Origin of the sequence: Bacillus infantis NRRL B-14911 (assembly GCF_000473245.1) — a bacterium.
Classification (GTDB): Bacteria; Bacillota; Bacilli; order Bacillales; family Cytobacillaceae; genus Bacillus_AB; species Bacillus_AB infantis.
This window is the reverse complement of the sequence record NC_022524.1, coordinates 54,287-76,879: the sequence shown is the minus strand read 5'-3', so window position 1 is coordinate 76,879 and position 22,593 is coordinate 54,287. Positions and strand designations below refer to the sequence as shown.

Sequence of the window (22,593 nt, the reverse complement as noted above, 5' to 3'; positions counted from 1 at the left end):
CGGAGGAAGAGAGGGACAAAATAATCAGTTGGCTTTTTGGCGCAGCTTCTGGACCGGGATGGAAGCCCATTTTGGCGTATTATGCTTTATTTTGGATACTACCACAGTCATATCATCCTCGATCAGGCCTGAACGAGACCTGATGACCTCCTCCATGATCAGGTCGGCTATTTCCTGAGGATCCTCTGTTTTCAGCTCATGGATCTTCCGCTTCATCCACAGGTCATAGTTTTCCACATGCTTGGGACCTTCAAAAACACCATCGCTCATCATGATCAGGAGATCGCCTGCCTTCAGCTGCTCACTGACCACATCCACCTCGAATTCCTGCAATATCCCCATCGGCAGATTGCTTGCCTGAACCTTGAGGACCTTGCCGCCTCTCTTAATGAAGCTTGGTGTCGATCCAATCTTCAGGAACTTGGCTGCTGCATTTTGCAGATCGACCATGGCCAGATCAAGAGTGGAAAAGATTTCGTCCGTCGTCCTCAATGACAGTACAGAGTTGACCGACTTAATCGCAACCTTCTCCTCTATCCCTGATTGAAGAATCTTTTGAAGCAGCTGGAGGGTTTCCTTGCTCTCAATATGGGCCCTTTCGCCGTTCCCCATCCCGTCGCTGATGGCAATGGCATATTTACCTCCTCCAAGCTCGATGGTCGAATAGCTGTCACCGGAAATCAGTCCGCCATCCTTTGCTGCATGGGCCACCCCGGTTTCAACCGCATAGGCTTTAGCCGATCGGAAAGTCACGTAGCAGCTGCCGCTTCCAAATGTGGAACACTCCTCTGAATTGACAAGAATGGTTTCTCCCAATATATCTGACAGCATCGGGGCTATCAGTTTTTCACACTCGCCGTGCCCCCTGCAGTAGGGGATCGTCATATCAATGTCGACATTCCCCTGCTCCAGGCTGTAAATCTCCACCTGTTCGATCTGGATGTCAAACCCCTGGAGTGCGTCGAGGATGGACTCTTCCTGCTTATGATGATTTTCCCTCTCCCGCTGGATTTCTTTCGCAAAATCGCCCATTACCTCTGACACGCCCAGCAGCTGGTCTGCCACAAGCCTTCTGCTCTCCTGAACCTGCTTTTTGAGCTTCAGATTTGCCTGATAAAACGTCAGCTCCTGATGCATCGTTTCCAATACCTTTTTAGAGCGGGTGCAATGTTTTTCCCACTCCCTTGTCAGCCTTCCGGAAACGGTCCCCTGCTGGGCATCCATTTCATGCATAATTTCCTTCATATATTCATAGGTTGTATCAAAGTTCCTTGCCCAGCAATGGTCTTTCTTGAAACAGGTCTGGCATGTTTTCTCCGTGACATTGCTCAGGAAATAATCCATCTCCCTTTCCTCCCCATCCCAATCAATGGGATTATCATGGGAAGAGAAACTTTTGGACAAAGCCTGGAATACAGTCGAGAATTGGGCAACGCGCTGGGCTGTAACGTCCCGCATCTTCCGCATATACTGCTGCTGCTCCGCCGCATACTCTGGGGTCCCCGGTATATGCCTGGCAAGCTTCCCTGTCAGCGCCTGCGGGGTCAGGAAAAATAAGACCGTTGCTGCACCAGTCTCCAGAACTGTTTTCAGCAAGGTACCCGTTCCTTCCCCATACATCCCGATTAATAAGGTGGCAATCAGCAGTCCGCACGCCACGCCAAGCTTTCTCCCTTCCTTCAGCAGGCCGCCCAGGAGGCCGGAGAAAGCAAGAAGGCTCATATGATAGAAACTAGAAACATTCGCCAGGCTGAAAATCAATCCGGTCACCACCCCGACTGTTGACCCGACCGTTGCGCCTGCAACAAATGCAAATAATAGAACCAGATATCTGGATAATATATGTTCAACAGACAGGTCATACACCGACCAGCCGATCGTTCCGGTCATGACTGAGGCTAGCATGATGATCAGGCAGACTATTTCCTCAGTTTTCAAAGACTGCCTTCTTTTTGATATGCTGAGCAATGGCAGGCTCTGCAGGAAAATCAGAGTAAGGATAAAGCCGAGGCTTGCTTCCACGCCGGCCATCATCGCATCATAAAGCGACAGCTGTCCTGAAACAATATAAGCTTCTGCAATCTTCCCGATCGCCAATACGAAAAATGTATAGACCGGCAGGGCCCTTACTTCATTTTTCAGCCACTTTTTAGAAACCCGGAAGGCGAAGAGGAATATAAAGCAGATTCCAAACACTGATGCTGCATTCATCATAGATAAAGTGAATGCACCGGCAGTAAGCCCAATCAGGGCCAGCGGTGCCTTATCCCTCTTGATCAGATAGACCGCTGCAAAGAACGGCAGGCTGAAGGGCGTCAATTTCGCCAGGATGAGCGCCCTTCCCAAGAGAAATCCGATCAATAGAAGGATATAGCCCTTTTTGATAAAAAAGGCCTCCATCTTCATCTGGAACTTGTGAAGGCCTTTTGCCAATTCGAGCTTCGATCCGTTGAAATCAACTTCCCCAGCAGGATCCATTACCGTCTGTTCCGCCTTTTCCATTTATTCCACTCCCCGTATTTGTATCGTTGCTGATTATTATAAAATTGGTTATGCATAAAAGTTTGTCAAAAGAGGAGACAAGCCCATGTTTTTCTTTCGACGGCTTTCCTCCTAATAACAAAAAAGCAAACAATATAATGGAAGATAATCCCTAAAATATAATTTATGTTTTGAATATTCACTCAAAAAGAGGTTGATAATGCCTTGAAAGCGCGATTTGCCCGTCAAAAAAAATTGGCGAACCGAAAAAAAGGAGAACCGACATTTTTCTTTTAAAATATTATTGACACCACGGTCAATCCTTTGTATTATATTCCTTGTGCTTATATTATGGCGGTGTAGCTCAGCTGGCTAGAGCGTACGGTTCATACCCGTGAGGTCGGGGGTTCGATCCCCTCCGCCGCTATCCTTATCTTTAATACGGCCCCTTGGTCAAGCGGTTAAGACACCGCCCTTTCACGGCGGTAACACGGGTTCGAATCCCGTAGGGGTCATACATGAAATGCGGAGGGTGCTTGCCCAGCCCCGACAAGCTTAAGACGCCTCAGAAATGATGGCGTCTTTTGCCTTCAATTCTGAGGTGGCTTAAGACTCGAGGGGCTAGCACCCGCAGCTGGACAATGAAATGCGGAAGCGGCTTGCTCAGAGCCGACAAGCTTAAGACGCCTCAGAAATGAAGGCGTCTTTTTAGTTCTATTTTTGAGACCTAAATTAAGACTCGATGGTTGTCTGATTCTTCCCATACATCCAAAAACACCTGCTCAATTGGGAGCAGGTGTTTTTTCGTTCTGTTAAAGCGCAAAAAAAAGACAAGCCCCTCGGCCTGTCATGGTCATGCAATATATAGAAAAAATCAGCAGCAAGTTATCCTCGTTTAGCGCCTCTTCCTCCGCGTTTGGATTCAGTATTGCGTTTTAGCGAGGCCAATCGATCTTCACTGTCTTTCAGGAACTTGGCCATTTTAGACTCAAAGTTCTCTCTTGGCGGACGGCTGTCATTGGATCTTCCGTGGCGCGGACGCTGGGATCCGGAATATCCGCCCCGTGAATCGCGGCGTTCAGGCCTGTCAGTTCTTTCTGGTCTGGCAGGTCTCTCTGGCCTGTCTATTGCTTTCTTGATGGATAAGCCGATCTTTCCATCCTTCTCCACATTAATGACTTTAACCTCTACCTGGTCACCGACCTTCAGGTGATCATTAATATCCTTAACATAGTTATCTGCGACCTCACTAATGTGGACAAGACCGGTTGAACCTTCCGGCAGTTCTACGAACGCGCCGAAGTTTGTAATGCCGGTTACCTTTCCTTGTAACTTGCTGCCTACTTCGATTGACATAAAAAGATTTTGCCTCCTTAAAGATTAAAAGAATTAAACTTACTTTATATTATACAGAATTTCAAAAAAGAGTGTCAATAAGACTGCTACTCGGATGTTTTTTCCTTTTCCTTCTTTCCGTCCTTGTCCTCAGGCAGATTAAAGATGATTTCATCCTTTTCGGAAAGGAAATAGTTCTTCCTCGCAAGCTTGGCTATATATTCATCATCATTCAGTTTGACGATTTCTTCTTCCAGGAGGACCTCATTCTTTTTAAGGGAGGCGAGCTTCTTTTCAAATTTCTCTTTTTCGAGGGCCTTTTCTTCAAGAGCAGAGGATTGCGTGACGAGTGTAGAGATCATCAATACGGCGATGGCTGCAGCGCCAACGAAAAAGACAGTCAGCCTGCGGATAAGCAGGACTCTCTTCCTGGCTGTGCTGATCTCTGCATTCTCTTGCTGTTTGGCATAGTTTGTCTCGATTTTTGCTACTTTGCGTTTCCTGATGGCACTCACTCTCGCAGCCCCTCCTTGCCCATTTATTTATTTTTCCATCTGGTTATTAAGCTGTTTAAGTTATTCTTGAATGTGTGTAAATTTCCTGCCAATTTATTATATAACTTCTCGACGCTATTTTTAATCTTTTTCGGCAAAATAAACCAAAAAAGTGACCAAATCCATTTGACAGGGCTTAAAATCACTTTTAAAAGGGTCCATATGATCCTAAGTACCAGCTGCATAAGGGCCAGTATGCCTTTTCCGAGCAGCACAATAAGTGAAATAATACCCATGATGATCGATTGGATCGGTTTATAAACCAAAAGGTGTGCCATTCTGACAAAAAAGCGGAATATCGCGGCAATCGCTCCTATCAAAATTTCAAGCAGCCGGAGGAACCCCTGCTTAAGCAGGCTCTGGTAGGCGGCAAATCCACAGAACAGGGCAATAAAGATGTAGAACCTCAGCTCGCCCTGGTTGATTACGAACAATACATAAAAGACAGCAAGTCCCTGCAGACTCCAAAATAAAAAATCATTGATGAAGACAATCCAGCTTTTTCTTTTGGCGCGGCGCAGGAAGCGGTTATATGTATCGAGCGACGCGCCGAACGCGCTTCCCATGCCAATCATGGCAAGCATGGTAAGAAACTGCGCAGAAAGGGTCATCGGAATATCTTGCTAAAGAACCCTTTAGCTTTTTCCCCTTGCTGTTCATCCATATATACGAGGTCAAATACTTTCCCCTTAATGGATACGATCCCTTTCTCCACGTCCAGATTCTTCATCTGGAGATTCTGGCCGCGGATGGCCAGGAAGCCCATGACTGTCTCCAAAAGGAATTCTTCATTATCAAAGCTTTCGACCTGCTTGACGCCGGTAATATCCAGAAGCTTTCGTCCCCTCATGATGACATCATGATCAGGAGCATTGCTTTTGCCTGTGTTTGATTCATAGTATTGACTCATCCTCATCCCCCACAATCGCATAGTACAACCTTTTGTACATGTTATGAGGGAGGGGGGCCGTTTAGAACAATTCAGTCAGGTCCGGCCATTATACAATACCTGTTTCCCCGCTGGTGCTGACTTAAACATTAATTTTCCTGCTGGCCGGTGCGCTCTTCCTTCAGGATGGTGTACATTTCAGCGGCTTCTTCCTTGCGGCTTGTTTCCTGGAGGCGCTCGATCTTCGCTGTTACAATCCGCTGCCCGAGCCTGACCGTCAGCTCATCGCCGACCTTTACGGTTGAGCTGGCCTTCCCCTGCTGTCCGTTGATCAGGATCCTTCCCTGGTCAGCCACTTCCTTTGCGAGCGTTCTTCTTTTAATCAGTCTTGATACCTTCAAAAATTTATCCAGTCTCATTCTTGTCTCCCCCTTTATAGTCCTTGCTGTTTCGCTTCATCCCAGAACCGGTCCAGCTCTTCCAGGCTGTATCCGCTGAAGTCCCGGCCGCTCTCCCTGACTTTATCTTCAATATACTTAAAACGTCTGATGAACTTCTGATTGGTCGTGAAGACCGCCTGCTCCGGATCGATTTTGCAGAATCTCGCAATATTCACGAGTGCAAACAGGATATCGCCGAACTCTTTTGCTGCCTCTTCTGACCGCGGGTCCCGGTTCATTTCCTCTTCAAATTCAGACAGCTCTTCTTTAACCTTCTCCCAAGCCGGCCCGATTTCCTGCCAGTCAAAGCCTGCGCCGGCTGCTTTCTTCTGGATATCCGCCGCCTGGAGCAGCTGCGGCATTGATTTGACGATTCCGCTTAAGAGCGACTCAGGAACTGCTCCTTTTTCTTCAGCCTTGATTTCCTGCCAATTTTTCAGCACCTGCTCTTCTGTATCCGCCGAGGCGTCGCCAAAAACATGGGGATGCCTGCGGATCATTTTTTCGCTGACACCCTGAATGACATCATCTATAGAGAAATAGCCGTCATCTTCCCCGATCTGCGCGTGCAGAACTACCTGCAGGAGGACATCTCCCAGCTCCTCGATCATATGGTCGATATCTTCATTATCAATCGCTTCGATAAGCTCATAAGCTTCCTCGATCAAGTATTTCCTGAGCGATTGGTGCGTCTGCTTGAGATCCCACGGACAGCCGTCCGGCCCCCTCAATGCGGCGATGATTTCCCGGAACTTGCTGAATTCCCTGTAAAGGAGGGTTTCATCCTTTACCGGCGGCACATAGACTGAGGTCAGGTTATTGATTTCCGCTTCCCGGTCAAGCTCAAACAAAGGCACCTTCCTGATGCTTTCCCTGCTGCTCCCTGCTGCCGTGGCAATATAAATTTCATAATCGTACGGAAGCATTTCCATCAGGGTCAGCTTCACATTGCTCGCCACGTAGGTATCATACACCTGCCCGATGATCATATGATGCTTAAGCATCACTTCATCTTTCTTCAGATCAGTGGCATCCAGCAGCTGAAAGCCTTCGATCGGATCTATTTTCAGTGCCTGAAACAGGGCGTCCAGAAAGCTCTGGCCTCCCCCAATCACGATATCAATTCCCAGCACAGGGCCTTTCTCAAGCAGAATCTGAACCGTTTTCTCCGCAACCAGCGGATGGCCCGGTACAGCATAGACAACATCCCTATCTGCTGCTTTCGCCAGGAGAATATCGCAAATTTCCTCATATACCTCTTCAAAGCGGCTGTGCTTTTCGTATATACGATCAAATGATTGAAAAGCCATCCCTTCATCTTGAAGCTCCCGGATCACCGGGTGGTCCTCTGTCCTTAAATATACCGCCCCCTCAGCCTGAAGAGCTTTATAGACGCCAAAGGGCAGCTGTTCAAGGTCTCCCGCCCCAAGGCCGTAAATCGTAATCTTATTCATGTCAAATCATCTCCTGTTCCTGCCGGGCAGCAAATAGCCCAGCTTGCTTCCAAAAGGCAGCATGCTGATTTCTTCTTTTCTAAAAGTCTCTCCTTTTAAAGCTAAAAGCATGAATACAATTCCGCCTGTTGCAGCTGCACTTAAAGCTATAAGGCCGGCCGCAAGGCGCCCTTCCCCTGCCAAAGATCCTGCTGCCAGCAGGTAGGCCTTCAAATACAGCAGCATGACAGCAGCAGCAGTTCCGAGCCCCAGGATGAAGCGGCCCGGCACTAAAGGCTGCCGGAATAAGAAGCGGAGCCTGGCGTGCAGGACAAGCAGCACAACGGCGAGTGCTGCACATGCAGCAATAGCTGCTCCCATCGTCCCTGCAGCCGGCACAAGCAGAATGTTAAGGATATATTTTATCCCGAAGCCTCCAATAATCACTGCCGCCGGGAAAAAGGTGTGGCCCAGCCCCTGCAGAATGGCCGCCAGGGTCATGATGATCGAGGCAAAGAAAATGAACAGGCTCAGCACTGCGAGCACTTCTGATCCTTCCGCATTCTCAAACAGCATGATATTGACCGGCTTGATAATGGCCCATAATCCTAAGGCCGCACCTGTCCCAAAGAGCAGGCTGACACGGAGGGCTAGGCCTGCCTTTTCAGCAAGGAACTTCTGATTGTTTTTCAGTTTTTCAGCTGTGATGAGCGGAACAAGGGAAAGCGACATTGAGGTGGCAATAACGGTCCCAAGCTGTATGAGCGGCTGGCCCCTGTCATAAATCCCTTTCAGCTTCTTTGCCTCTTCAGCATCCAGCCCTGCCGATACAAGCAGGGAATACAGATTCAGAGAATCTGCCAGCTGAAGAAGGATGAGCAGCATAGAAGCCGCACTGATGGCCGCACCCTGGAGAGCGATGGTTTTCATCGTCTTCAGGACTGCTTTTCCACTCAGTTCAATACCCGCTGCCCCAGCTGCTTCCTTTTTTATCACACGCCAGAAAAAGGCGGACAGGATGACTGCAGAAGCAATGCCTCCTGTCACTGAACCGAAAATGGCCCCGCTGCCGGCTGTATATAGTGATGCTCCTTCTTTCATGAGGATGAACGCAGCAGCCAAAATGGTCGCCACACGGATGGCCTGCTCTCCCACCTGGGAAACAGCAGTCGGAAGCATGTCGCCACGGCCCTGGAAATAACCCCTGAGAAGAGCTGTCGCCGGCAGAAGAAGGAAGGCTGGTGAAAGAGTCCTTAAAAGGATACCCAGCTTTGGATCTCCCATTTGCGAAGCAATCCAATCTGCCCCGGCAAACATTATCAAGAAAGCAGCCAGACCAGCGGCCAAAAGGAAAAGACCGGAGGCCGCCAGCAGCTGAAGAGCTTCTTTCCTGCTCTTTGCCTGTTCAGCATAAAGCTTTGAAATCACGACCGGAAAACCGTATGTAGACAGCACGATGGCAATCCCGTAAAAAGGATATACCTGCTGGTAAATATAAAAGCCGACATCCCCTACGATATTCTGGAAGGGGACTCTGTAAACTGCGCTCAAAACCTTTGTGATCAAAGCTGCAGCTGCAAGGATCAGGGCTCCTTTGAACAGATCTCCTGATTGATTAACGGGCTTCATTGCCCATCTCCTTCCAATAATGAATTCGAAAAGTATTATAGCATAACTATTGGCCGCAGGATGGGATGATAGCGCATTAACCTTGTTTCGTTATCCGTCTGTCATAAAACAAATAGCTTTGAAGCATTCATTTTCATTTTTCCCATAGAAAAAAGGCAGCCAGGCTGCCCCTTTTCATCTCTATAAGATACAAAATTGGTATTAGGACTCCATCTGCCTTGCCAAGAATCCAGCTGCCGTTTCTACAGCCTTCTGTTCTACATCACCAAGCGAATCTTCCTTCGCATAAATGATGACTGCCCCTATCGGATCGCCATTGGCAATGATTGGACCGATTGTATAAGCAGAAAGGCTTTCCTCATTCCCATCTGCAAGGGCATACTCACCTTGAGTGTTGACGAGGACAGAAGTTCTGTCTTCCATTGTTTTTTCCAGCAGATCACTGATGTTTTTGTTCAGATAATCCTTTTTTGATCCGCCTGCCGTTGCGATAAATGTATCCCTGTCACAAATCAGGACCGGGTTTCCAAGGCTGTCATACAGAGCTTCTGCATATTCTTTTGCAAAATCGCTTAATTCGCTGATTGGCGAGTACTTCTTTAAGATGACTTCACCATCGCGGTCTACAAATATTTCCAGCGGGTCACCTTCACGAATTCGCAGTGTCCTGCGGATTTCCTTCGGGATTACTACACGACCCAAATCATCGATACGACGAACTATACCAGTTGCTTTCATCCTGCGTTGCCTCACTTTCATCTGATGATTTTTAGCAGGAGTAGATTTCTGCTTCCTTTTGTTGAAATCTTCTCCATGTTTGAACTTAGTATCTTTCATATGGAAAGTTCTATACACTTGCAAATATTTTTTCTCTCGGGTGATAACATTTCCTCAATAGGATAAACATTCCAGTATAAAAATCCTTACCATTTGAAATACCCTTGTCTACTCTAATTAAACACTTTTCTCATTTCATTTAGGTGACAGGAACTTTTCCATTACTTTACGATATTGGATTTTGCTGCTTCTTTTTGGCCTTATCTATTCCAAGAATCATATCATAGGCGGTGTTAAGCCATTTGTCTGTACTGTAACCCTTTGTCTGGATGACCATCTTCAGCTTCTTGCCTTCCATGCCGAGGCCGACCATCCGTCCATGTTTGGTGCTTTCCTGGAAGATTTTCTGTCCGTCGATCAGAGAGCTTGCCTCCTCTGACAAGAGAATCAGGACTTCAGCCTTGGACTGTTTGATGAGCTCTACACCGGCCTCCTGGGCATGGACCTTCATCTCGGCGACCCGGAACAGGTAAGCGACCTCATCCGGATAATCTCCGAACCTGTCTGTCATTTCTTCCTTCAGCCCTTCGACCTCATCCATCGAGTCGATGCCGCGGAACCTTTTATACATTTCAATCTTCTGGTTTCCATCCGCCAGATAAGCATCAGGGATGTAGGCATCGATTTCAAGATCGATTTCCAAAGAAGGCTTTTTATATGTTTCCGGATTTTCCTTCCGTTCTTCTATCGCCTCTTTAAGCATCTGGGAATACAGGTCAAAGCCGACAGAATCGATGAATCCGTGCTGCTGAGAGCCGAGCAGATTGCCGGCACCCCTGATGGAAAGATCGCGCATCGCAATCTTAAATCCTGACCCCAGCTCCGTGAACTCCTTGATGGCCTGGAGGCGCTTTTCTGCCACTTCAGTCAGCACTTTATCCTTCCGGTAGGTGAAATACGCATAGGCAACTCTGTTTGAGCGGCCAACCCGCCCCCTCAGCTGGTACAGCTGGGAGAGCCCCATCCTGTCTGCATCAAATACGATCAAGGTGTTCACATTCGGGATATCGACTCCCGTTTCAATGATCGTTGTGCTGACGAGGACGTCCGCTTCTCCTCCAAGGAAGCTCAGCATAACTGATTCGAGCTCATTTTCAGTCATTTGGCCATGGGCGGCAACCACCTTGGCATCCGGTACAAGCATGGAGATTTCCTCTGCCTTCCGTTCGATGTCCTCAACCCTGTTATACAGGAAATATACCTGGCCGCCCCGCGCCATCTCCCGTTCGATGGCTTCACGGACAAGTCCGCCATTGTATTCCATTACATAGGTCTGGACCGGGAATCTGTTCTCCGGCGGTGTCTCGATGACAGACAAGTCTCTCACGCCGAGCATCGACATATGCAGGGTCCGGGGAATCGGCGTCGCAGTCAATGTCAGGACATCAACATTTGTTTTGAGCTGTTTGATCTTTTCTTTATGAGTGACGCCGAACCGCTGCTCTTCGTCAATGATGAGCAGCCCGAGGTCTTTATAAATGATTTCCTTTGAGAGCAGGCGATGGGTGCCGACAACAATATCAACGGTGCCGTTTTTAAGGCCCTTGACTGTCTCGGTCTGCTGCTTCTTTGTCCGGAAGCGGCTTAAGAGCCCGATCTCAACAGGGTATTCCTGGAACCTTTCTCTCATTGTCTGGTAGTGCTGCTGGGCAAGGATCGTTGTCGGCACAAGGATGGCCACCTGTTTGCCGTCCGCAATTGCCTTGAAGGCAGCCCTTATCGCCACCTCAGTTTTCCCGTAGCCAACATCGCCGCACAGGAGGCGGTCCATCGGCCGCTCTTTTTCCATATCCAGCTTGATTTCATGGATGGACCTCAGCTGATCCTCTGTTTCCTGGTAAGGGAAGGACAACTCGAATTCGCGCTGCATGTCCCCGTCAGGAGAGAATGCATAACCTTTCGACGCTTCCCTCTCGGCGTACAATTTGATCAGATCGTCCGCTATATCCTGAACAGAGCTTTCAACCTTCTTCTTGACACGCTTCCAGTCATTGCCGCCAAGCTTATAGATCTTCGGCTCTTTGCCTTCGGACCCTACATACTTCTGGACAAGATCAATCTGATCGACCGGAACATACAGCTGATCGCTGCCTGAATAGCGTATATTCAGATAATCCTTATGAAGGCCATTGATTTCGAGTGTTTCAATGCCAAGATATTTGCCGATCCCGTGGTTCACATGGACAACATAATCGCCGATTTTAAGCTCTGAATAGCTTTTGATTCTTTCAGCATTCGAAAGCTTCTGCCTGCGCGGTGACCGCTTTGCTGTTTTCTTGTTGAAAAGCTCTTCTTCCGTGATGACGGCAATTTTCTGGATCGGCAGTTCAAAGCCTGTCTGCAGGCTTCCTTCCGTGATCTGGAACTTGCCCTTCAGCACTTCTTTATCAGGCTCGATGACAGCAGCCTCAATTTCATAGTCGGCCAAAACGCTTTGAAGCTTCTTGACCCGGGCCATGTCAGGGCCGAGGAACAAAACAGAGAAGCCGCTCTTCCTCCAGCGTTCCAGCTCGCTTTTCAGCACATTCAGCTGGCCGTGGAAGTTCTGCATCTGCCGGCAGGAGACATTGATGATATTCTGCGGATTCGTATTCGGGACATGCCTTAAAAATAGGGACATGTAAACGATCGGCTGATAAGACCGGGCGATGAATTCCTTCAGGCTGTGGGAAATTTTGACGTCATGGACAATTTTTCCTTCGCCAAGCAGGCTTGTATACCATTCTGCCTCCTCTTTCTCAAGGGACTCATTCATCTCCTGGACCCTGCTGATTTCATCGATAAAAATCAGCCCATCCTGCGGAAGGTAATCTAGCAAACTATTATTGGATTCATAAGCATAGGAGAGGTATTTGAACATCTGCTCAGGCCTTTGCCTGTTCCGGAGCTGCTCCAGTTCATACCCGATATTCTGGGCCAGCAGCTCTTTTGCCTTCTCATCCTTCAGCTTCTTCAGACTGGCTGAAAGGCCTTTTTCCAGCTTCTCATATACCCTGTCATAATGCTCATCCTCAAAAGGATTCTCGGTTGCAGGGCCGATATGGACCTGCTTCAGCTTTTCTTTCGATCGCTGGTCTTCCAGGGAAAAAGAACGGATGCTGTCAATTTCGGTGTCAAACAGCTCAATCCTGATAGGATCTGCTTCGGTCAGCGGATAGATGTCCATGATGCCGCCCCTGACGCTGAATTCTCCCGGGGATGACACCATATCAGTTCGGCTGTAGCCCATTTTGACAAACTCAAGAAGCTGCTCCTCTATTTCTATATCATCGCCAAGCTTTAATATCAGCTGGCGCTTCTTCCAAAGGGAAGGAGGCGGAAGCACCTTCCTCATCCCGGCCATAGGGATAATGACAATGCCGGTGCCCTTCCCGCTCCAATGGTTGAGCGCGTCGATTCTCTGCGCCCTCAGCTCGGGGCTTGCAATGCTCAGCTCCGATGCGATCAGTTCATTGGCGGGATAAAGATATACATCATCCTCGCCTATCAGATTGACAATATCATCATATAATTTCTGTGCTTGTAAAAGATTGTGAGTTACAACCAGCATAGGCTTTTTTGTCTGCTCATATATAGAGGCAAGGAAAAGCGTCCGTGCCGAGCCGGTCAATCCGGCCACCAGCTGCTCTTTCAGCCCCCCGTTCACTCCGGTGATGACTGTCTTGATATCATCCTGCCGGGTGAAAAGCTGTTTTAATCCTAGCATGGCAACCCCTCCTCTCGTCCTAAGTCGTTATGTGTGCATATGAAAACAGAAAAACGCTTTGGAGTGTCCGTCCAAAGCTTTTTAATGAATAAGGTAATCGTTCTGATGGTAATCAGGATTTCTTTCCAGTGATTCCTGGCAATCCTCGCAGATCGATGTTATGTGTATATCCCCGGATGACCCATAGAGAATCATATCCTGGCGTTCTTCTTCATTCAATTTATGGAACCCAAGGCTTTCTGCATGCATTGACAAGTTATCCAGCGTTCCCATCTTCATGCCGCAATGGCGGCAATGATAATGAAGTGCCATGCCTGTCCCTCCCTGTCTAACAATTGTTATTGCTAGTATTGCCCCGGGAAGGAATCTTATTCACTTACAGAGCGCAGCAGAAAACGCTAACTTAACTTTATCATATGTAAGGCCAAATGAAATAATGAAAAGCTAAGATTGGTTATATTGATTCATGACCTCAAGGAAAGGCTTCCTGATCCAATCTATGCAGGCATCAGCCGAGCGGTCTGCCGCCTCATCCATGACCTTCTGCTCTTCTGCTGTAAAACGGCCGAGCACATAATCAGTCACCTTCATCCCGCCTTCAGGGCGCCCGATCCCGACGCGGATGCGGCTGAATTCCTGTGTGCCTGTGTGCGCAATTGTTGATTTGATGCCATTATGGCCGCCTGCGCTGCCCTTCTGCCTGAGCCGGATTTTCCCCGGCGGCAAATCAAGATCATCATAGATGACAGCCAGATCTTCTGTGTCAATATCATAATAGTCCATCAGCGGTCTGATCGATTCTCCTGACAGATTCATATATGTAAGCGGCTTTAGAAGAAATACCTTTTCTCCATCGACGCGCCCCATGCCGAACACACCCTTGAACTTTGCCTGGTCCAAAGGGATATTCAGCTTCCCGGACAGCCTGTCAATAACATCAAAGCCTATGTTATGCCTTGTTTTCTCATACTCTTTCCCTGGGTTCCCCAGCCCTACAAACAATTTCATGTCTTATTACCTCCGCCTATCAACGTAAGAAAAGGTCTGACCAGAGCGGGCCAGACCCTTTATTGTTTACTCTTCGTTTGCTTCAGTTTCCCGGCCTTCCTGATTCTCAGGGATGCCTGGCTCCTGCTCTTCGCCTGTGCTTATTTCCTCTTCCTGCCTTGGCGCAAGGATGGAAGCAATGACTGTTTCATCATCCGTATTGATCGTGAAGCCGCGGCCCGCTTTAATATCTGCGGCCGTAATGCTTTCTCCGACCTGGAGATCTGCTATGTTTACTTCTACGCTCTGCGGAATGTCATTCGGCTTGGCCGATACAGATAACTCATGGACAGGCTGCTGAAGGACTCCGCCGTCTTTGACGCCTGCCGCATCGCCGACCAGCTCGATCCTCACCTCTGCCGTGATTTCCTGCGACATATCAACCGCCCTGAAGTCCAGGTGGGTGATTTCATTTTTCAAAGGGTCCGCCTGATAGTCGCTCAGCACCACATCATGTTTTGTGCCTTCTACATCAAGAGAAAAAACAGCATTCCTGCCTGTTTCCCGGATTGTTTTGATAAAATCAGGGCCATTCAGGTAAATTGCTTTGCTTTCGATTTTATTCCCATAAACAACACCAGGAATATTCCCCTCATTGCGCAGCTGCGTCAGATTGGAATTGCGGAATTCTTTTCGTTCTTTGGCTTGAAGTACAGTGCTCATAAAAAACGTCCCCTTCCTCAATTTAAGGTGTAATTAAAATGAACCATGCAAATGGACTGCATACTTATCTTTTTAAAAATGCCCTAAATGGAGATGTTTTAAACACATTTGCCTGCAAGCAGTTTTATAACATGAGTATAGCATAAAAGGCTTGCCCTGCGGCAAGCCTCTTATATTGCTGAATTAATCGAACAGAGTGCTGACAGACTGCTCCTCGTGGACGCGGATGATCGCTTCCCCGATAAGAGGGGCTACAGACAGCTCCCTGACTTTTGCGATTTTCTTTTCTTCAGGCAAAGCAATGGAGTTTGTGACAGCCAGTTCTTTAATATTTGAGTTCTGGATCCGCTCGATCGCCGGCCCTGACAGCACAGGATGTGTGCAGCACGCATAGACTTCCTTCGCGCCATTTTCAATCAGGGCGTTCGCAGCAAGGGTGATCGTGCCGGCCGTATCGATGATGTCATCGATAAGGATAGCAATCTTGCCGTCGATATTTCCGACGATATTCATGACTTCCGCGACATTCGGCTTAGGACGGCGCTTGTCGATGATGGCGATTGGAGCCTTCAGGCGCTCAGCAAGCTTGCGTGCGCGGGTTACTCCCCCATGGTCCGGTGATACGATGACAATATCGCCATCCAGATCTTTGTTTCCGAAATAATCGGCCAAAATCGGCACACCCATCAGATGGTCGATCGGGATATCGAAGAAGCCTTGGATTTGCGGCGCATGAAGATCCAGCGTGATGACACGCGTCGCCCCTGCCGTTTCAAGCAGGTTGGCTGCAAGCTTGGCCGTGATCGGTTCACGGGCTCTCGCCTTGCGGTCCTGGCGTGCATAGCCGTAGTAAGGCATAACAATGTTGATTGTCTTGGCAGAAGCCCTCTTCAGTGCATCAATCATGATCAGAAGCTCCATCAAGTGCTCGTTTACAGGAGAGCTTGTAGACTGGATCACGAATACATCACAGCCCCTGATGCTTTCCTCGATGTTAATCTGGATCTCTCCATCACTAAAACGCGTAACAGAGCACTTTCCAAGCTCCACTCCGATAACCTTTGCAATTTCCGATGCCAGATCACGATTTGAATTCAGGGAAAACACCTTCAAGTTTGGATCTAAATACTGGTTCGACATGTTAACCTCCATTAGCTTTTTATCACTATTATTTCTTGTTATTAAGCTTGCTCACATAATCTTCTTTATTCGTCTGCCTTGCACGGGCCACTGCCAGCGCTTCTCCAGGCACATCTTCCGTGATGGTAGAGCCGGCCGCTACATACGCGCCCTTTCCGACCGTTACAGGTGCAACCAGATTGGAGTTGCAGCCAATGAATGCACCGTCTTCGATTTTTGTCAGGAATTTATTTTTCCCGTCATAATTGACTGTGATTGAGCCGCAGCCGAGGTTCACATCGCTTCCGACTTCCGCATCCCCAATATAACTGAGGTGGGAGGCCTTGCTTCCTTTGCCGAAAACAGACTTCTTAATTTCAACGAAATTGCCGACCTTCACTTCATCATGGATATCTGACTGAGGACGGATATGGGCAAACGGCCCAATCGCTACACCACTGCCGATGCTGCTGTCGTGGGCGACAGAATGCCTGATAACAGTGGTGTCCCCGATCGTACAGTCCTTGATTTCCGTGTTGGGGCCGATCACGCATTCTGAGCCGATCACCGCAGCCCCCTGGATGACTGTTCCCGGATAGATGACTGTATCCTGGCCGATCACCGCTTCAGGGCTGATATACGTCTGTTCAGGATCGATGAGCGACACACCGTTTCTCATATGCTTCTCATTTATGCGCCTTTTCATGATGCGTTCTGCCTGAGAAAGAGCAACACGGTCATTGACGCCCAGTGACTCATCGAAATCGCCTGTTGCGAAGGCTGATACCGTCTCACCTTCAGTTTTCAGGATTTCAATGACATCAGGCAGGTAATACTCTCCTTGGACATTGTCATTGCTGACATTGTTAAGGGCACGGAAAAGCGATGCGTTATCAAAGCAGTATGTACCTGTGTTGATTTCGGTGATGCTTCTCTCCTGCTCTGTCGCATCCTTATGCTCGACGATTTTCTCGACATGCCCCTCTTCATTCCGTACAATTCTTCCATATCCTGCAGGATCAGGAGCAATGGCAGTAAGGATGGTTGCTTTTGCACCAGTTTCCTCATGATGGCGGAAGAGCGACTCCATTGTTTCTGCCTTGATGAGTGGTGTATCCCCACACACAACGATGGTCACACCCTCTTTTCCTTCAAGGGCATCCTTAGCCTGCATGACAGCATGGGCTGTGCCGAGCTGTTCCTCCTGAAGCGCATAGCTGCTTGCATCACCCAGCTGGGATTTGACAAGCTCGGCGCCATGCCCGATGATGGTGACGATTTTTTCTATATGAAGATTCGATACTTGATCCACAACATGCTGAACCATTGGTTTGCCGCAAACGGGATGAAGCACTTTATAAAGCTTTGACTTCATGCGTGTCCCTTGGCCTGCGGCTAAAATTACCGCGAAACGTGTAGACATTTACAGGCCTCCAATTTACCTTTTTATCCATTAAGAATATATCTCAAAAAGCCTTTCATTTCAAGGAATGTTGCCAAAGTACATATTTTTGTCATAAGGAAGATTTTCTGGGAAGGAAATTATTTAAGAAGGATGGTTTATACAGGGGTCTTACAGGGGAAAGGCAATAATAAGGAGCAGGCAGTGAAAATGGCCATAAAAAAGAGCCTGACTAATGAAGTAGGCCCTCGTTGCAATTATACTTAAGAAGCTCCGGCTTCTTCAAATTCAACTTCTAATTCGCCTAAGCGGTGATATTCTGCCAAAACAGCTTCTTGGATCTTGCCGCGCGTTCCGGAATTGATCGGGTGAGCGATATCACGGAACTCTCCATCAGGTGTACGTTTGCTTGGCATTGCGACAAATAGGCCATTATTGCCGTCAATGACACGGATATCATGAACAACAAACTCATGGTCTAAAGTAATTGAAGCAATTGCTCTCATCCGTCCATCTGTATTTACACGGCGCAATCTTACGTCAGTTACCTCCATTTGGTTCACCACCTTTACTAGTAAATAAATTCTAATTTTATTAATTCAACAAATTTTCCAATTCTCCTTCTTAAATGGGAATTTTTTTTTGGGTTTTTTCCCGTGCTCTGGGGAAAAGGAAGCAAAAGGAGGCGCTTACAGAAAGTGCGGACCTTCCACAGCAGTACAAACCACCTAAATTTACAGGTAATTCAGAAAATATTTTGAGGTAAAAAAAAAGCCCCCGTTTTATTTAACGAGCGCTATTACTTCAATTTCAACCAGTGCATCTTTTGGCAGCCTTGCTACTTCCACACAGGAACGGGCCGGCTTGTGCTCTCCGAAATATTCTCCATACACTTCATTGATCTCCGCGAAGTCATTCATATCTTTGATGAAGACCGTCGCCTTTACGACCGTTTCCAGCGAAGCACCCGCTTCCTTCAGTACAGCCTGGAGGTTCTTGAACACTTGGTGCGTCTGCTCCTTGACATTGCCATCCACCATGATGCCTCCGGCAGTCAATGGAATCTGGCCTGAGCTGTAAAACATATTGTTTACGACAATTCCCTGTGAGTATGGTCCGATTGCAGCCGGAGCCATCTCTGTATGAACTTTTTTCATGGCTTCTCCCACCTTTATCCGTTCTTATGCCTGAAATAGTTTCCCTCTGTCACATTGATTTTCTTCTCTTTGACATCCACATCTGCAAGCTGGACAAGAGACAAATATTCATCAACAAGGCGTTCTTCAGCTTTTTCTGCTTCCACCAGGACCGCAATCCCGGCAACATGTGCCTTGAATTCCTCCAGCATGCTGATCATGCCGTTGACCGTACCGCCTGCTTTCATAAAATCATCGACAATCAGCACCTTCGATCCTTCTTCCAGGCTTCTTTTCGAAAGCACCATCGTCTGGATGCGCTTGGCTGACCCTGAAACATAGTTGATGCTCACTGTCGATCCTTCTGTCACCCTGCTGTCTCTCCTGACGATCACGACCGGCACATTTAAGTATGCCCCGACAGCGTAGGCAAGCGGGATCCCTTTTGTTGCCACGGTCATGACTACATCGATATCAGCATCGGCAAAAGCGGAGGCAAAGACTCTTCCCGCCTTCTGGACAATCGCCGGATCGCCGAGGATATCAGTCATATACAGGTAGCCTCCCGGCAGGAGCCTTTCGGGGCTGGCAATGACCTCACAAAGCCCGCTTATAAAAGGGCGTGCCTCATCATCGCTTACCTTTACAGAGTACTTCACTCCACCGGCTGCACCCGGCACTGTCTGAAGGGTGCCGATTCCCCGCTGTTCGAATGTCTCTTTTATAATGGCCAGGTCTTCGCTGATCGAAGATTTGGCAGAGCCGTAACGGTCGGCAAAAAAAGTGAGGGACACCAGCTGCCGGGGATGCTCCAGCAGATAATTCGTCATATCTATTAAGCGCTCGCTGCGGCGAAACTTCATCATTACGAAACCTCCGGAATCCGAATAATTAACGATAATATACCACTAATATACGGATTTAATCAAGCTTATGCTGATCACCCAGCATTCGTACCGCGAAGACCTGATCACAGAAGCCTTTCAGGCCGTTATAAATCCGGTGCATTCTTGAATCATGGTGAACAAGGCCGAACACCGTAGGCCCCGATCCGCTCATCAGCACAGCATCCGCTCCGAACCTTTTCATCTGATCTTTGATTTGTGCGACTTCAGGATAAAGATTGAGCGTCACATCTTCCAGTACATTCCCGACATTTTCGCATACGCTGCTGTAATCGCCATCCTTGATCGCCTCTACCATGCCCGCGGTATTCGGATGATGGATCCCTTTCAGATCGAGGCGCCTGTATACATCCGCAGTCGATACCCCGATGAATGGCTTCGCGAGGATCACCCAGCATGTCGGCGGTGCCGGCAGATGCTTAATCATTTCTCCCCGCCCCGTCGCCAGCGCAGTACCGCCATAGACACAGAAAGATACATCTGATCCTATTTCCGCTCCGATCTCTGCAAGCTCATCCAGTGAAAGGCCGAGCCCCCACAGCTTATTCAAGCCTCTCAGGGCTGCTGCTGCGTCGCTGCTGCCGCCGGCAAGCCCTGCCGCGACCGGAATGGTCTTTTCTATCGTAATGGCCACTCCCTGTTTTACCTTGAACCGCTCCTTCAGCAGGGATGCCGCCTGGTATGCGAGATTCCGCTGGTCATCAGGCACAAACCGGTTATGGGAAATGATCCTGATTTCGTCTTTTTTCAATTCAGTCAATTCAAGGCGGTCGGCGAGATCGATCGTCGTCATGATCATCTCCACCTCATGGTAGCCATCCGGCCGTTTATATAATACATCCAGCGATAAATTGATCTTAGCCGGCGCCTTTACTAAAAGCTTCAAAATACCCACCTACTTCTGCTCATTTCAACGTCTCAGTTTTTGTCCTATTTTACCACAAAACAGGGCTTGTAAGACGTTCGAATCAGACATTCTTCAACAAATAAGTAATTTTACCATGCGAATGGGAAAGAGAAAAGGCAGAATGAGCTGTCTGGAAGGGCCTTGGAGCCCATTAGACGCAAAAAACCCGGGGGTTGCCCCCGGGCCCGCAAATGCAGCTGTTTGGTTTCAAGCTTGAAGCAGTGAACATCATTTTTTACTGAAGGAGGCTCTGCTGTGCTTTTTCTACCGCCAGTTTCACCATATTGCCGGCATCCTTCGCCCGGATGCCTCCCCAGCCTTCCTTCTGGACAACATCATAGAAGCCGAGCTCTTTCGCCAGTTCTTCCTTGAATCCTTCTGACATGACGCCTTTTCTCCTGCTCAATGCAACATCCCCTTTTTAAGCATTGCGGTATTTTTATTGTAGGCGGCATCAAGCCTGCCCATGCAAACCTATATTTGACTGTTTCTGCGGGAGCAAATTAAAAAGCAGGGGCGGCAAAAATTGTTTTGCCGCCCCTGCTTTTTAGAAAAGGATATATATCAGCTTAAAGCCATATGTCCTGATGCGTCTTCGTAGAAGGTAATTTGAACCGTTTCTGTTAAAACATCTGCATAACTGTAAGATACGCGTTCGAATGCATTTTCATCCTGATCAAGTTCAATCACAAATACAGAGGGATATGTTTCTGCCAGCACGCCTGAACGTTCAATCGTTTTCCTGCGCCCGCCATTGGCTTTAAGCAAAAGCCTTTTCCCCAAATTTGAATCAAGAGCCTTTTTTATGTCCGTTAATGTTTTTGCCATTCGGTCCACCTCACTATGTAAAGTATATCACACTGACACAGTAGAGTCAAATAAAAACATAAATTATAACAGTCTTTAAAAAAGATTGTCAATATATTTTCGTCTACTTTTTATCCTATTTTTCAACATTTTTATCATTCCCTAAAATAAGCGAATTATGTGCCAAATATGAATAAGACAGGAAAACCTTGCTGCTTATCATTTGGGCAGCCTGAAAACAGAGCTGGCGAAAGCCTGTCCTGCCTGACTTAAGCAAATGCCAGACAGTGCCTGAACAAAAAAATAAGCCCGCTCTTATGCCGGCTTATTCCCCTTATTCCGCTCCTTTATTAAACGGCATGCCCGTCCGGAGCACACCTTTTGTCTCTATCCCGCCAAGCCCCTTTTCGCCTGTCAGCGTATTTCGGAGGACGTCCCATACATTAATCCGCTCCATAAAAGGCGTGAAACTGATTTTAGCCACAATATAGACGGGATCAAGGGCATGGATATTGACACGTGATGGCGAGCTTGCAAAATTGGCCCCTGCGTGGATCAGGGATTCGAAATGCGACTGGCAGGCCCCTGCAAATATGACCAGCTGATCCAGATGGGGAATCTTTCTCCGCGCTTCCCTGACCGTCTGGACAAAATGCTTGGAATGGCGGTAAGCATTGATATCGGTCACCTTGCCTTTGGCCTTTGAGTAGGCATCATGCCCTGTGATGACCAGGATATCCGGCCTGTAATAGTCGATGAGCTGGCCTATTTTACTCGGCATCTCTTTTTCATTGCAGTGAATCCCGGTTACCGGGACACCGATCTTCTCATATAGGGAAAGGCATTTTTTTAAATAGGACGGATCACCGTCCAGATGAAGCACCCTGCCCGGGATCTGAAAATAATTGAACGGCTTGCTGTATGCGCCGGTTGCTTCGTATTCCTGCTTCTGCTTCAGGAGGCTCACATCCTGCCTGAACAGATTATAAGACTGTTCCTCAAGGGACTGATACTGCCTTGACATCTTCATCCGCTCTGACTGGTTGATCACAATCAGATCTTCATAAGGCGCATCCGCTATCAGCCTGATATCCTCTCCATACAGAACCGCGAGCTTCCGGCCTTCTTCTTCACGTATATCGATCACCCGAAACATGATGTCACAGTTATATGAAACCCTTCCTACAATATCCATAAGGTTAATGCTCACTGGCGTCACTCCATTAAGCTCCTGTGCCGAGCTGGTCTAATCGCTTCTGGTTCTTTCATAAACTATGCAAATGCCCCTGCACATGTGCCTTCC

Annotated in this window: 22 protein-coding genes and 2 tRNA genes; 2 read left to right on the top strand and 22 right to left on the bottom strand. The window is 48.0% G+C overall.

All coding sequences use genetic code 11. From position 1 onward, the window contains the following. Window positions 1–24: 24 nt before the first annotated feature. The gene (spoIIE, locus tag N288_RS00400; protein WP_022543209.1) at window positions 25–2,502 is read right to left on the bottom strand and encodes a stage II sporulation protein E; all 2,478 of its coding nucleotides are present in this window, start codon (window positions 2,500–2,502) and stop codon (window positions 25–27) included. 332 nt (window positions 2,503–2,834) lie between these two features. On the opposite strand from spoIIE, the gene N288_RS00395 reads away from it, so the two are divergent. Both N288_RS00395 and N288_RS00390 read left to right on the top strand, forming a co-directional pair. Then, a tRNA-Met gene (locus N288_RS00395) sits at window positions 2,835–2,908 on the top strand. A 16-nt stretch (window positions 2,909–2,924) separates the two neighbouring features. Further along, window positions 2,925–2,996: transfer RNA gene (locus N288_RS00390), tRNA-Glu, on the top strand. A gap of 370 nt (window positions 2,997–3,366) precedes the next feature. Here N288_RS00390 and N288_RS00385 read toward each other — a convergent pair. From N288_RS00385 to yabG, 21 genes are all read right to left on the bottom strand, one after another. After that, window positions 3,367–3,837: a S1 domain-containing RNA-binding protein gene (locus N288_RS00385; RefSeq protein ID WP_009796156.1), complete on the bottom strand. Its 471-nt coding sequence runs from the start codon at window positions 3,835–3,837 to the stop codon at window positions 3,367–3,369. Window positions 3,838–3,923: 86 nt separating this feature from the next. Then, a complete protein-coding gene (locus N288_RS00380; protein ID WP_009796157.1) occupies window positions 3,924–4,331 on the bottom strand; it encodes an FtsB family cell division protein in 408 nt (135 codons plus the stop codon). Window positions 4,332–4,354: 23 nt separating this feature from the next. After that, entirely contained in the window at window positions 4,355–4,981 is a 627-nt protein-coding gene (yabQ, locus tag N288_RS00375; protein WP_009796158.1) for a spore cortex biosynthesis protein YabQ, read from the bottom strand. Continuing rightward, the gene (gene yabP / locus N288_RS00370; protein ID WP_022543208.1) at window positions 4,978–5,280 is read right to left on the bottom strand and encodes a sporulation protein YabP; all 303 of its coding nucleotides are present in this window, start codon (window positions 5,278–5,280) and stop codon (window positions 4,978–4,980) included. The genes yabQ and yabP overlap by 4 nt, the downstream gene beginning before the upstream one ends. Window positions 5,281–5,408: 128 nt before the next feature. After that, a complete protein-coding gene (locus N288_RS00365; protein ID WP_009796160.1) occupies window positions 5,409–5,678 on the bottom strand; it encodes an RNA-binding S4 domain-containing protein in 270 nt (89 codons plus the stop codon). A gap of 14 nt (window positions 5,679–5,692) precedes the next feature. After that, window positions 5,693–7,153, bottom strand: a complete 1,461-nt coding sequence (gene yabN / locus N288_RS00360; RefSeq protein WP_009796161.1) for a bifunctional methyltransferase/pyrophosphohydrolase YabN — start codon at window positions 7,151–7,153, stop codon at window positions 5,693–5,695. A gap of 6 nt (window positions 7,154–7,159) precedes the next feature. Continuing rightward, window positions 7,160–8,761, bottom strand: coding sequence for a putative polysaccharide biosynthesis protein (locus tag N288_RS00355; RefSeq protein WP_009796162.1), 1,602 nt, complete (start codon window positions 8,759–8,761; stop codon window positions 7,160–7,162). A 201-nt stretch (window positions 8,762–8,962) separates the two neighbouring features. Beyond that, a complete protein-coding gene (gene spoVT, locus N288_RS00350) occupies window positions 8,963–9,499 on the bottom strand; it encodes a stage V sporulation protein T (RefSeq protein WP_009796163.1) in 537 nt (178 codons plus the stop codon). Between the two features lie 265 nt (window positions 9,500–9,764). After that, complete coding sequence (gene mfd, locus N288_RS00345; RefSeq protein ID WP_009796164.1) at window positions 9,765–13,304, bottom strand: transcription-repair coupling factor; 3,540 nt, start codon at window positions 13,302–13,304, stop codon at window positions 9,765–9,767. An 81-nt stretch (window positions 13,305–13,385) separates the two neighbouring features. Continuing rightward, window positions 13,386–13,616: an anti-sigma-F factor Fin family protein gene (locus N288_RS00340; protein WP_022543206.1), complete on the bottom strand. Its 231-nt coding sequence runs from the start codon at window positions 13,614–13,616 to the stop codon at window positions 13,386–13,388. A gap of 132 nt (window positions 13,617–13,748) precedes the next feature. Further along, the gene (gene pth, locus N288_RS00335) at window positions 13,749–14,312 is read right to left on the bottom strand and encodes an aminoacyl-tRNA hydrolase (RefSeq protein ID WP_009796166.1); all 564 of its coding nucleotides are present in this window, start codon (window positions 14,310–14,312) and stop codon (window positions 13,749–13,751) included. Between the two features lie 66 nt (window positions 14,313–14,378). Beyond that, complete coding sequence (locus N288_RS00330) at window positions 14,379–15,014, bottom strand: 50S ribosomal protein L25/general stress protein Ctc (RefSeq protein ID WP_009796167.1); 636 nt, start codon at window positions 15,012–15,014, stop codon at window positions 14,379–14,381. Between the two features lie 183 nt (window positions 15,015–15,197). Further along, window positions 15,198–16,154, bottom strand: a complete 957-nt coding sequence (locus N288_RS00325) for a ribose-phosphate diphosphokinase (RefSeq protein ID WP_009796168.1) — start codon at window positions 16,152–16,154, stop codon at window positions 15,198–15,200. Window positions 16,155–16,182: 28 nt separating this feature from the next. Beyond that, window positions 16,183–17,556 (bottom strand): bifunctional UDP-N-acetylglucosamine diphosphorylase/glucosamine-1-phosphate N-acetyltransferase GlmU, encoded by a 1,374-nt coding sequence (gene glmU / locus N288_RS00320; RefSeq protein ID WP_009796169.1) that lies wholly within the window; start codon window positions 17,554–17,556, stop codon window positions 16,183–16,185. A gap of 242 nt (window positions 17,557–17,798) precedes the next feature. Continuing rightward, entirely contained in the window at window positions 17,799–18,089 is a 291-nt protein-coding gene (spoVG, locus tag N288_RS00315; RefSeq protein WP_009336662.1) for a septation regulator SpoVG, read from the bottom strand. Between the two features lie 228 nt (window positions 18,090–18,317). Continuing rightward, on the bottom strand, window positions 18,318–18,692 hold the full coding sequence (ridA, locus tag N288_RS00310) for a 2-iminobutanoate/2-iminopropanoate deaminase (protein WP_009796173.1): 375 nt from the start codon (window positions 18,690–18,692) through the stop codon (window positions 18,318–18,320). Window positions 18,693–18,706: 14 nt separating this feature from the next. Beyond that, a complete protein-coding gene (gene purR / locus N288_RS00305; RefSeq protein WP_035403610.1) occupies window positions 18,707–19,534 on the bottom strand; it encodes a pur operon repressor in 828 nt (275 codons plus the stop codon). Window positions 19,535–19,592: 58 nt separating this feature from the next. Next, window positions 19,593–20,462: a 4-(cytidine 5'-diphospho)-2-C-methyl-D-erythritol kinase gene (ispE, locus tag N288_RS00300; RefSeq protein WP_009796175.1), complete on the bottom strand. Its 870-nt coding sequence runs from the start codon at window positions 20,460–20,462 to the stop codon at window positions 19,593–19,595. Between the two features lie 256 nt (window positions 20,463–20,718). Further along, window positions 20,719–20,889 carry a small, acid-soluble spore protein, alpha/beta type gene (locus tag N288_RS00295; RefSeq protein WP_009796176.1) on the bottom strand — a complete coding sequence of 57 codons (171 nt, stop codon included), beginning with the start codon at window positions 20,887–20,889 and terminating at the stop codon, window positions 20,719–20,721. A gap of 158 nt (window positions 20,890–21,047) precedes the next feature. Then, entirely contained in the window at window positions 21,048–21,311 is a 264-nt protein-coding gene (gene veg, locus N288_RS00290; RefSeq protein ID WP_009796178.1) for a biofilm formation stimulator Veg, read from the bottom strand. Window positions 21,312–21,624: 313 nt separating this feature from the next. Next, window positions 21,625–22,500, bottom strand: coding sequence for a sporulation peptidase YabG (yabG, locus tag N288_RS00285; protein WP_022543205.1), 876 nt, complete (start codon window positions 22,498–22,500; stop codon window positions 21,625–21,627). Between the last annotated feature and the right edge of the window lie 93 nt (window positions 22,501–22,593).